This is a genomic window from Pseudomonas sp. HY7a-MNA-CIBAN-0227, from assembly GCF_040310325.1.
Classification (GTDB): domain Bacteria; phylum Pseudomonadota; class Gammaproteobacteria; order Pseudomonadales; family Pseudomonadaceae; genus Aquipseudomonas.
The window spans coordinates 225,365-236,620 of the sequence record NZ_JBEOPT010000007.1 but is presented as its reverse complement, the minus strand read 5'-3'; the positions used below and the strand labels follow the sequence as shown (position 1 = coordinate 236,620).

7 protein-coding genes are annotated in these 11,256 nt (G+C 60.9%); 2 read left to right on the top strand and 5 right to left on the bottom strand.

The window, feature by feature from the left end:
* Positions 1-34 precede the first annotated feature (34 nt).
* Positions 35-1,000: an alpha/beta hydrolase gene (locus AAEZ06_RS14585; protein ID WP_350614941.1), complete on the top strand. Its 966-nt coding sequence runs from the start codon at positions 35-37 to the stop codon at positions 998-1,000.
* Between the two features lie 102 nt (positions 1,001-1,102).
* On the opposite strand, the gene AAEZ06_RS14580 is transcribed toward AAEZ06_RS14585, so the two are convergent.
* The 4 genes from AAEZ06_RS14580 to pvdM form a co-directional block, all read right to left on the bottom strand.
* Positions 1,103-3,529, bottom strand: a complete 2,427-nt coding sequence (locus AAEZ06_RS14580; protein WP_350614939.1) for a TonB-dependent siderophore receptor — start codon at positions 3,527-3,529, stop codon at positions 1,103-1,105.
* Between the two features lie 265 nt (positions 3,530-3,794).
* Positions 3,795-5,444 carry a cyclic peptide export ABC transporter gene (locus tag AAEZ06_RS14575; protein WP_350614937.1) on the bottom strand — a complete coding sequence of 550 codons (1,650 nt, stop codon included), beginning with the start codon at positions 5,442-5,444 and terminating at the stop codon, positions 3,795-3,797.
* 117 nt (positions 5,445-5,561) lie between these two features.
* Positions 5,562-6,455 carry a dihydropyoverdine dehydrogenase gene (pvdO, locus tag AAEZ06_RS14570; RefSeq protein ID WP_350614935.1) on the bottom strand — a complete coding sequence of 298 codons (894 nt, stop codon included), beginning with the start codon at positions 6,453-6,455 and terminating at the stop codon, positions 5,562-5,564.
* Between the two features lie 33 nt (positions 6,456-6,488).
* On the bottom strand, positions 6,489-7,838 hold the full coding sequence (gene pvdM / locus AAEZ06_RS14565) for a pyoverdine-tailoring dipeptidase-like protein PvdM (RefSeq protein WP_350614933.1): 1,350 nt from the start codon (positions 7,836-7,838) through the stop codon (positions 6,489-6,491).
* 357 nt (positions 7,839-8,195) lie between these two features.
* Here pvdM and pvdP point away from each other — a divergent pair, with 357 nt between their 5' ends.
* Entirely contained in the window at positions 8,196-9,821 is a 1,626-nt protein-coding gene (pvdP, locus tag AAEZ06_RS14560; RefSeq protein ID WP_350614931.1) for a pyoverdine maturation tyrosinase PvdP, read from the top strand.
* A 40-nt stretch (positions 9,822-9,861) separates the two neighbouring features.
* Here pvdP and AAEZ06_RS14555 read toward each other — a convergent pair whose 3' ends face one another.
* Positions 9,862-11,256, bottom strand: coding sequence for an efflux transporter outer membrane subunit (locus tag AAEZ06_RS14555; protein WP_350614929.1), 1,395 nt, complete (start codon positions 11,254-11,256; stop codon positions 9,862-9,864).

Sequence of the window (11,256 nt, the reverse complement as noted above, 5' to 3'; positions counted from 1 at the left end):
CCTCAGGTCTGCCCGGTACTACAGAGTGCCTTGTATGTCATTGAATCCTGATATTGCTGCTTTTCTTGAACTGGTGGGCAGCGGCCGGGCCACGGGGAAAAACCTGGCCATGCATCAACTGTCGCCGCAGCAGGCCCGCGAACAATTTGACCTGTCGTCGCAAATGATGGACGCCGGCGCCGCCGACCTGGAGCAGGTGGACAGCCTCGATATCCTGAGCCGCGACGGCCAGCCACTGCCGGCCCGTCTGTACAGCGCCAGCCGCCTTGATCTTGCCGCGCCGGCCCCGGCGTTGTTGTACTTGCATGGCGGCGGCTATGTGGTGGGCAGCCTCAACTCCCATGATTCGTTGTGCCGGGCCTTGGCCGAAAGTGCCGGCTGCGCGGTGTTGTCGGTGGCGTATCGACTGGCGCCGCAGTGGCGTTTTCCCACGGCGGCCGAGGACGCCGAAGATGCCTGGCACTGGCTGGTGGAAGAGGGCACCGGGCTGGGTATCGATACGCAGCGATTGGCGCTGGCTGGCGACAGCGTGGGCGGCAGTCTGGTGGCAGTGTTGGCGGCGCAACTGGCCCGTAATAGTGCGCCGGTTCAGCCGCGTTTGCAGGTGCTGATCTATCCGGTGACGGATGCCAGCCGCAGCACTGCTTCCCTGAAGCGGTATGCCACGGGGTATTTGCTGGAGAAGGACACGTTGGAGTGGTTCTACGGGTTGTATCAGCGGGAGCTGGCTGACCGTCAGGACCCTCGTTTTTCGCCGCTGTTGGGCGCGGTGCCCGAGGGGCTGGCGCCGACCTTGATGATCCTTGGCGAATGCGATCCCTTGCATGACGAGTGTTTGGCGTATGTGGCGCATTTGCGTGAGGCGGGGGCGACGGTGAACGTAACGGTTTATCCCGGCATGACCCATGACTTTTTGCGCATGGGCGCGATCATTGATGAGGCTGAAGAGGCTCAGCAGGAGATTGGAGGGGCTTTGCGCCGGGTGTTTGGTTTGGTTTGATTTTTGGCGGCCGTTTAGCACAAACAAAAAAAGCGCATCAGCCAGGCTGATGCGCTTTTTTCATGGGCGCTCGTTCCACAAGGAACGAGGCCCGAGGATGGATCAGTAGGTGTACTTGAACGATGTCATGAAGTTACGCGGAGCGCCCCAGACGCCACCGGTGGTGGTAGTGGAATACTCTTGGTCGAACACGTTGTTCAGGTTTACCGAGGCCGACAGGTTTTCCGAGATGTCGTAGCGCGCCATCAGGTTGGCGACGGTGTAGGGCTTCTGCTCGTTGGTTTTGAGGTCAAAGCCCGATTTGCTCTGCCAGTTGAAACCACCACCGACTGTGACCTTGTCCAGAGGCCCTGTCAGGCGGTAGCTGGTGAATGCCTTGAGGCTGTGACGCGGGATCTGGGTGGCAATCCGCTTGTCATCCTGATCGGTGCTGACGCTATAGGTATAGCCACCCGCCGCTTGCCAACCTTGGGCGAGTTCGCCGTTGAACTCCCATTCCACGCCCTGGGAGGTCGTACCCTTGGAGGCTTTGTAGGCCTGCGAGCCGGAAGGCGTCGAGTTGGTGCCGTCGTAGACACCCAGGTTGTCCTGCTCAACCTTGAACAAGGCGAGGCTGGTATTGAGCTTGCCGTCGTTGAGGGCCGCCTTGACCCCGGCTTCGTAGCCAGTGCCTTCTAGAGGGTCCAGGTAGGCACCGCTGACCGACTCCAGGGACTGCGGGTTGAAAATCTTGGTGTAGCTGGCATACACCGACCAGATTTCGCTCAGGTCATACACCAGGCCGGCGTAGGGAATCACGACCCCGGTTTCCGTGCGCTTGTTCTGGCTGACGTCGCCGGAGTAATAGCGGGTTTCATCGTCCTGTTTCCAGTCGATCACCCGGCCGCCGACGATCAGGGTGGTATCGTCGTTGAGGTGAAAGCGCGAGGTCATGTAGGCCGCGTACTGGTTTTCCTTGAAGTTCTGCTCGCCTTGCTTGACGAAGTCCGGCTTGGCGACGTTGCCGTTCCAGTCGTTGATCGGGCCGATGGTCCCGTTGTAGCCGGCAGAGTTGCCGGGGCGTATCCAGCCGCCGTAGTCCGGGGCATCTTCGTTACGGATCTGCGACAGGGTGACGCCAGTAATCAGCTCGTGTTCGCGACCAAACAACTGGAAAGGACCGGTGAGGTACGCGTCGACGGCGTTCTGTACAGGGTTGCCCTTGAACTTGTTCGGCATCACGTAGCCACCCAGGCCGGTGTTCTGGTCGATGCTGCCGGCGAGGAAGACGATCTCCGAGTCGTACTTGTTTTCGTTGCGGCTGTATTCGGCCTTGCCGCTCCAACCGTTATCGAACTGGTGTTCGATGGAGGTGAAGAAGGTGGTCTGTTCGTGATCGAAGTAGGACCAGTCGGCAGAGGTGTTGAAGGCGCGCTTGAGGTCGGTTTTGTTACCGTTGCTGTAGGTCAGCGGGAAGCCGCTGCGCGGAGGCTGGTTGGTGTGTACGGTCAGGTAGCTGAAGCCTGCGGTGAGCAGGGTGCTTTCGCTCAGGTCAAACTCGGTGATGCCGTAGACCAGGTTGCGGTCCTGCTTGAAACGGTCGACCCAGGCGCCCTGGGTCTTGTAGTCCATGACCAGGCGGCCGCGGATGTTACCGGTTTCGGTCAGCGGGCCGGACACGTCGACGCTGGTGCCGTAGCGATCCCAACTGCCGGCTTCACCGCCGATGACCAGTTTCGGGGTAAAAGTGGGGCGTTTGCGGATCATGTTGATGGTCGCGGACGGATCGCCCATGCCGCTGATCAAGCCGGTAGAGCCACGGACCACTTCAATGCGGTCATACATGGCGGTGTTCTGGGTGTAGTTGTCCAGGCGCGAGGAAGTGGGCACACCGTCGATTTCATAGTTGTTGATCTGAAAGCCGCGGGAGTAGTAGGCGTCCGAGTCGGCACCCAGGCCTTCACGCACCACGGTGATGCCCGAAACGGCCTCAAGGGTGTCGGTGAGGTTGGTCAGGTGCTGATCCTGGATTCGTTGCTGGGTAATGACCGTGATCGACTGTGGCGTTTCCTTCAGGGGGATATTCAGCCGCGTCGAACTGCTGGACGAGTCCGTGGTGTAGGAACCGGTGCCTTCGGTGGTCGAACCCGGCGCCTTGCCGGAGATGCTGATGGCGTTCAGTTGCAGCGCTGCGTCGGTACTGGCCGGGGTTAGCGAAATGGTATTACCCGTCTGCGAATAGTTGATGCCGCTGCCCTGCAACAGGGTTTCCAGCGCCTGTGCTGGCTCCAGCGTGCCATTCACCGGTTTGGATTGAAGCCCGATAACCGTGTCCTGCCCGTACAGAATCTGCACGTTGGCTTGCTGACCCAGTGACTGCAAGGCGCTGGACAGCGGTTGTGCAGGGATATTCAACGGCACCGGAGCGGCCTGGGACTGGGTAGCGGCCATGGCCATGCTCAGTACGGCGCTGGACAGCAGGGTCCGCTTGAAGATCGGTCGCTGAGCTTGGGTCGCCAGGACGGGACGGCGCAGGATTGAGGTGTTCATCGCGTGAAGGGGCTCCAGAGAAGTGTGGTCAGAGTTTTTGTTAATAAGAATTATTATTAGACGCATCGCGAGCGCAAAACCGGATGGAAAGTTCTCCAAAAAAACCAAAACAGGGGAAAAATATTGAAAGCCGCGGGTGAAGGCACCGGTATGTTTGTGTGCTGCTGTAAAAGACGAGCCGGATCTTCAGCAATTTAGTCGGTGCACAAAAAAAGCCCCTGGAACACTTGTTTCCAGGGGCTTCGATCGATCCGCAGGGCTGGGGTCAGGCCACTTCTGCCTCGACCATGACGCGCCCGGATTCCATTCTTACCAGTTGGTCCGCGACGTCGAAGTAACGGTCATCGTGGGAAATGACGATGATGGTCTTGCCCAGGCGCTTGAGGTCCGGCAACAACTCGGTATAGAAAATCCGCCGGAAGGTCGGGTCCTGGTCCGCCGCCCATTCATCGAACACCAGCACCGGGCGCTCTTCCAGCCAGGCGTTGACCAGGGCCAGGCGTTTACGCTGGCCGGTGGACAGGTCGGTGGTGGTGAAATTGCCGTCCTTGACGCTGACCTTGTGGGCAATCTCCAGGCGTTCCAGGTATTTGTTGGCGTCTTCGGGAATTTGCTGGTCACCCCGGACCACGTCATCGAACAGGTAGTAGTCGGCAAACACCGTGGTGAACAGTTGGCGGTAGTCGTCGCGATTCGCGGCGACGATGGCCTGGCCGTTGAGGCGGATTTCCCCCTGCTGCGGCGCATACAGCCCCAATAGCAACTTGATCAGGGTGGTTTTGCCACAACCATTTTCACCGACGATGAACACGATATCGCCCTGACGAATGCTCAGGTTGACCGGCCCCAGGCGGAATGGATCGCTGCCCGGTACTTCAGGGAACGCATAGCTGACGTTGTTCAGCTCCAGGCTATGCACCGGGCTGGCCTTGTCGCCCTGGTCGTTGAGCAGCAGGTGCGGCTCCGGCGAGGAAAACTGTTCTGACAGCTCGGCGATGCGGCGAAAGGCAATCTGCGCACGACTGACAATGGGCAGGGTGCCGATCAGGTGCTCCAACGGGCCTTTCATGTACAGCAGCACCAGCACGAAACCGCTCATCACGCTTTTATCAGCGCTAGGCCAGAGGGTTTGCAGGGCCAGGGCCAGGCCGATGACCACGAAGAACAGCATCGAGCCGAAGGTCTTGGCGATGACAAAGGTGTTGATCGAGCGCACCTGAGTCTTGCAGATGAAGTCGGCGGTGGACTGGATGCCCGAGACAAACATGCGCTGGCGACGTGGGCGGTGGATGCGCAGTTCCTTGGCGCCTTCAGCGATAGCGTTGTAGTGCTTTTGCAGATCGTCTTCGGCATCCCGCGCCGCCATGAAACCCTTGATTCCCGCGCCTTGTGCCAGGTACTGAACCACGGTTCCGATGACGATGGCCACCACCATCAGCAGGAACATTGGCCACGACAACATCGCCAGATAGCCCATGCAGCCGAGGGTGACCGTCAGGGAAATGGCCAGCGGGGCGAAGGCAAAGGCGAAGTCGCTGATGGTGTCGACGTCGTGGGTCAGCACCGGGATCAATCGGTGGCTGCGATAGCGTTCGATCTGTTCGATGGGCGCCGACAGCACTTTCTCGCCCAGCTCTTTGCGCAGCTTGGCGATGATGTGCTGGCCGACGTAGTTGGTGCCGATGTCCGAGCAGATCGCGCTGATCAAGGCCAGTACGCACAGGCTGACAAACAGTGCCACGACTCCTTGGGTCAGGCCTGTTTCTGAGTGCAGGGCGTTGTTGATCGTTGCCAGCAGCACCGTCACGCTCAGGCCGCCGACCATGCCCAGCGCGATGGACAGGGCAACCACCAGTCGAAAGGGTTTCAGAAGGGTGAACAATTCATGAATTGCACCGCGCTTGGGCTGGGTCATGAGAGGTGAGTTCCTTGGGGATCGAGGCAGATACCCAGTAGAACGTCTGGCCAGGGATTTAATTTAACCGGCCGCCGACTGGTGGCGACCGGTTTTTCCAAAGCCTGCGGGGGCGTTTCAGAGATCGCGCGCGACGCGAAAACCGATCCAGTCGCCACGGGTGTGCGGGTAGATGTTGTTGCGGTTGCCGGAGCGAGAAAAGATCGGAGCTTCGCCCCAGTCATTGCCACGAATCTGCAGGGACTCGCAGCCCGGCTCTACCCAGGCGCTGCCGTCGGTGGGTGCGCCGATGTAGTTGGGATGTTCGCAGTCGGCTACCCACTCGTAGACGTTGCCGTGCATGTCGTACATGCCGAATGCGTTGGGCGGGTAGCTGCCCACGGGGGCGCTGTAGCTGTAGCCATCAGCCGGGCCGTAGGTGTTGGCATGTTTGGCGATGCTGTATTCCTTGCCTTCATCGAACGGGAATGGAAACGGCCCGGTGGAGCCTGCGCGGGCGGCGTATTCGCGCTGGGCCTCGCTGACCAGGTGGTAGCGTTGCCCGGTGTTTTTCGACAGCCAGGCGACGTAGTTTTTCACGTCGTCAAAGTCCATGCACACCGCCGGCTGGCGCGGGCCTTGAGGGTAGCGTGGCTTGCTGGCGATGCATTCGCGGCCGGGACGCTCATCGCCATTGGCGATCTTGACCCCGGTCTGGCGCACATAACTGTCCCACTCGGCAGCGGTGATCTGGAACCGGCTCATGGCGAAGGGCTTGGCGAAGGTCACCTCGTGCATCGGTCCTTCATCGGGCTCGCGGCCGACTTCATCTTCCGGCGTGCCCATGGTGAAGGTGCCAGCCGGCAGCACGACCATTTCCGGGCAATCCTTGCAGTCCTTGAACACCTTGCCCGGTGCAGGTGCAGCGGCCTGGGCGATACCGGGCAGCAGAGCGCCGCACAGCGCAGTCAGGGCCAGGGCTGCCAGTGGTTTAAGGCGTTGGCGATGGAGGCTTGGGATATCACTGTTCATGGGAGATCTCGATCAATTGAAAAAGGGCAGGCGTCAACGACTGGCCACTGGCTTGGCGGCTTTGTGCACCTGGTCCCAGATCCGCAGGAAGTTGGCGCCCCACAGCTTGGCGATGTCCGCTTCGGAGTAGCCACGCTGGATCAGTTCGGCGGTCACGTTGCGCACCTCGCTGACGTTTTCCCAGCCCTTGACGCCGCCGCCTTCGTTGAAGTCCGAGGCGATGCCGACGTGGTCGATACCGATCTTGCCCACGGTGTAGTCGATAGCGTCGCCCAGGTCCTTGAGGGTGGCCTTGGGTTCTTCTTCGAGAATGGCGTAGAGCCCTTGGGCGTATTGGCCGAACTTTTGTTCGGGCCAGGCCGCAATGATCGGATCGCCGGGCATCAACGCCATGGCCAGGTTGGGCAGTGGTGGCAAATCAAAGCGGGTGCGCAGGGTGTTGAGCTTGTCTTGAGTAGGCTGGCTGAGGGGCCTCAGATAAGCCGAAAAGCCCACCACCTGGACCACGCCGCCACTGTTTTTGATCAGTTGCATTTCCTTGTCGCTGAGATTGCGCGGGATGTCCACGGCGGCGCGCGGTGCCGAGTGGGAGGCGACCATGGGTGTGCGGCTCAGGTGTGCGACCTGTTCCAGGGCCTTGGTCGACATTTGTGAAACATCGATAATCACCCCCAGGTCATTGAGGCGATGAACGGCCTGTTTGCCGATGTCCGAGAGCCCGTCGAGAGCGTCCGGCGAGTCATTGAAAAACGGCAGTGGGCGCGATGAGTCCGACCAGGCGTTGTTGCCGATATAGCTGAAGCCGAACATGCGCATGCCCCGCGCCGTCCACAGGTCCAGTAGGTTCAGGTCATTGCCCAGCGGGTAGGCGTTGAGCATGCTGATAAAAACCGCGAACTTACCTTCGCCATGCAGGCGCCGAAAGTCATCCGGGGTGTAGGCAATGCCGACCTGATTGGGGAAGTCGCGGACCATACCGGAGATGATCTGGTAGCGAACCTCCTGCTGATGGCGCGCTTCTTCGACAAAGCCTTCGGTGGGTTTGTGCGGGGCGTTGGGGCCGTTCCACATTTCCGGCCAGCCGAAGATGGTCAGTGCCGCGCCGGACAGTCGTCCGCGGCTGGCCTTGGCCAGGTCAAACTGGCCGCTGCCATCCTTGTCCGCTTCATTGCCAGCGGTGCCGAAGTCCAGGGGCACGGTGATATGGCTGTCGAAAGACAGCAGGCGCTCTTGTAACTCATCAGCCTGCTTGATCACCTCAAGAGGGTAGCCGGCGTTACCTCGAAACCAGTAATCCCAGACCAGGAAACCTGCCCCGGCGCCAATGGCCAGGGCCAGCGGCAGGCCGATGTAAAGCGCCTTTTTTGAACGTGGTTTTGTCATTGCCATCTCAGTCGGTTCGCTGTCGAGGTGCAGGCACAAGGGCCCTTTGCTATCTGGGAAGAACGAGCGGTGGGCTGGGAAATTTAGGCGGGGCACCAAGGCTAATGCCGATCAGTTAAGCGAACGAGCCCCCCTGTAGGAGCGAGCTTGCTCGCGATGGTCGTTAACGATGACGCGGGTTTCCTGGATGAATGCGGTGCCCTCAGGTTCTTCGCGAGCAAGAACTAGGCGTCCCCCTCGCTCCTACAGTAGTTGGCTTAACTGATCGGCATTAGGCACCAGGGCTGGTAAATTTCCCGTCGATGCAAACGTTCTAGCTTGGATAAAGCCTGCTTCAGGGCTGACACAGGTAGGACAATGACGATTTCTCGACGAGGGTTCATCGCAGGCCTGGCGCTGACGGGCGCCGCAGTGCCCGCAGCCTTTTATGCCCATCGCGAGTTGACGCGTGAAGAGTTCCCGATCACTCCGGGGGAGGCCACGGTGGATCTGGCGGACACCGCCGGCCAGCAATTGGCCGACACCCTGCGTGGCGTCTGGAGCCTGCGTTTGGAAGGGCGCGACGCCGGCCTGAAAGGCCTGCCCGTCAATGGCCTGGAGTTGTTTCTCGATATTGCCCCGCGGGGTCGAGGCTTGCGCGGTTACCTGGACACCTCTGAGCAACTGCGCTCTGACGGTGAGCCGCGTTATCAGGTATTGGGTGATCTGGCGCCGGGCAATGCGGCCCTGCTGTATTGGCGCCTGATTGACCGGGAGTCGCCAGACGGCTCGCCCACCTACGAATTCAAGATGACCCTCGATGAGGTCTGGGCTGAATTTGGCAACGCCGGCAGTGGCACCCTTAGCGGGCAAATCCTGCCACTGGACAGGCCACTGGCCTTGCCCGAGCGGGACAGTCGTTTTATTGCCACCAAGCAACTGTTTCCCGAGGCTCGGGAACGTATCGGCTTGAACTCGACGTTGCTGGCCTGGCTGATTTCACCCGAACACCGCCTGTTTCATCAGCTCTGGCACGCCTCTCGGGACCAGTGGCACAACCTGTCCGAAGACAAGCGCAACGCGTTGCGCGGGATCGGCTGGCAGCCCGGCCCACGGGACCAAGAGCGCGATGCCCGTGGCCCGCGCAAGGACCGCAACGGCTCGGGGATCGACTTTTTCTTCATGCACCGGCACATGCTCGGCGCGGCGCGCTCGATGCAGGACCTGCCATCCTGGCCGCGCTTCCCCGAGCCCCAACCCGCCCTTGAGCGTGACCGCCGGGGATTTGCCCGGTATTTCGACAACCACGACGGTTTCGCCTTGCCGCCGACCTGGCTGGCTGCCGATGACAGCGAATACACGCAGTGGGTCAGTGACATCAAGGCGGCCGAGACTTATCACGGCAACTTTCAGGTCTGGGAGTCGCAGTACCGCGACCCGCGTTATTTGGCCCGGTTGACCTTGGGGCAGTTTGGTTCAGAGGTTGAGTTGGGTCTGCATGACTGGCTGCACATGCGCTGGGCGTCGGTGCCGCGAGATCCATCCAATGGCGCGCCGGTGCCTTTCGCCCGTGATCCGGCGGACTTTGCCGCGCGTTGGTATACGGCGCAGAACGACTTTCTCGGTGATCCGTTTTCTTCCCATGTAAATCCGGTGTTCTGGCATTTTCATGGCTGGATTGATGATCGGCTTGAGGATTGGTTTCGGGCTCATGAGCGGTTTCATCCGGGGGAGGTGAGTCGTCTTGAGGTCAACGGGGTGCAGTGGTTTGCGCCGGGGCGTTGGGTCGAGGTGGGGGACCCCTGGCTGGGGCCGGTGACTCATGGTTGCAGTACTACGCCGGGGTTGCAGATGGGCAAGTCGGTGGAGATGGACCCGGAGACTATGAAGTTGGCGTTGCGGATTACCTTTGGGGCTGAGGATAAGCTTGAGGATTTGTTTCGCAAGGTGCCCAAACGGCCTTGGTATGCGCGGCATTTGAAGGTTAAGGAACGGGTGCCTTGATGGCTGGGGTGTTGGCTACCTGGCCGCCAATGTTCCACATTCAACCCTCCCGCCACCCCCCGCCCAGCGCCTTATACAACGCAATACTCGCCCCAATCCGCGCCTGGCGCAGTTGCACATTCAGGTCCTGCGCCGCATACAGCGTGCGCTGGGTTTCCAGCACGGTAAGCAAGTCTTCAGCCCCCGCCTCATAGCGACTCTGGGCGATCTGGAACGCGGTTTGCGCCTGCGTCAATTCCTCATGCTGCCACTGACGTTGTTCATCCAGGCGACGAATACTGCTCAGGGCTTTTTCCACATCGGCAAAACCATTGATGATCGCCCCGCGATAGGTTTGCAGTAGCTCTTCCTGACGTGCCGTGGCCTTGTCCCGCTCGGCACTGAGGCGTCCGTTATTGAATATCGGCGCGATCAGCCCGCCTGTGAGGTTGTAGAACGGGTTGCGCAGGATGTCCGAAGCCTGGTTGGCCCCAGACCCCAGGTTCGCGGTCAACGTGACGCTGGGCAGCATGGCTGCGCGCGCTACGATGATGTCGGCCTGGGCGGCGGCCAGTTGCGCTTCGGCACTGGCGATGTCTGGGCGGCGGCTGAGCAGGTTGCTGGGAATGCCGGCGGCGATGGTTGCAAAGCGCAGTTCATCGAACGACTGCGGGCTCAGGCGCAGTGCCTGCACTGGTTGGCCGAGCAGGGCGGCCAGGGTGATCAGGGCTTCTTCGGCCCGTTGCTGGACTTCAGGTAATTGTCGTTGTTGGGCCGCCACCAGGCTTTTCTGTTGCGCCAGTTCCAGGCGGGTGGCCGACCCTGCGTCGTGACGAGTCTGTACCAGCATGAGGACGCTTTGGGCATTGGCCAGGTTCAGCTCGGCAATGCGCTGCTGTTCGCCCAGGGACAGCAGTTGGGTATAGGCCGTGGCTACGCCGCTGAGCAGGGTAAGTTCCACGGTCGCCTGGTCGAACTCACTGGCGCGAACCGCTTGTTCGGCGCTGTCCCGCGCCGCCTGTTTGCCGCCCCAGAAATCTATTTCGTAAGTGGCGGTCAGGCTCGCATCGAAATAGTCCACCGCCTTGTTGTCGCTGTCGGCATCCAGCTGGCTGTAGCCGTTGCCCCGCAGCAGTTTCTGGCGGTTGGCGTTGAGCCCTCCCTTGAGTTCAGGCAGCAACGGTGCGCCGGCGATGACGACGCTGGCCTGGGCCTGGCGTACCCGGGCGACCGCACTGGCCAGGTCGTAACTGCCACTGCGGGCCTGCTCGATCAGGTGGTTGAGCTGCGGGCTGGCAAAGGTCGTCCACCATTGCTGGTTGTCCTGCAGGGCGCCGGCTTTGCTTGCCATCTGCCAGGCGGATGGCGCTTGCAGGCCGCTGTCCGGGCGCGGAGGGGGGCTGGCGCAGGCGGCCAGCAGCAGGCTGGCGGCGAGGAGGGTCAGGTGCGCTTTCAT

Bases quoted from the DNA above. Each gene is read 5' to 3' on its own strand.
- AAEZ06_RS14580 (WP_350614939.1), bottom strand. From the start codon at position 3,529: ATGAACACCTCAATCCTGCGCCGTCCCGTCCTGGCGACCCAAGCTCAG.
- pvdM (WP_350614933.1), bottom strand. From the start codon at position 7,838: ATGACAAAACCACGTTCAAAAAAGGCGCTTTACATCGGCCTGCCGCTG.
- AAEZ06_RS14585 (WP_350614941.1), top strand. From the start codon at position 35: ATGTCATTGAATCCTGATATTGCTGCTTTTCTTGAACTGGTGGGCAGC.
- AAEZ06_RS14575 (WP_350614937.1), bottom strand. From the start codon at position 5,444: ATGACCCAGCCCAAGCGCGGTGCAATTCATGAATTGTTCACCCTTCTG.
- pvdO (WP_350614935.1), bottom strand. From the start codon at position 6,455: ATGAACAGTGATATCCCAAGCCTCCATCGCCAACGCCTTAAACCACTG.
- pvdP (WP_350614931.1), top strand. From the start codon at position 8,196: ATGACGATTTCTCGACGAGGGTTCATCGCAGGCCTGGCGCTGACGGGC.
- AAEZ06_RS14555 (WP_350614929.1), bottom strand. From the start codon at position 11,256: ATGAAAGCGCACCTGACCCTCCTCGCCGCCAGCCTGCTGCTGGCCGCC.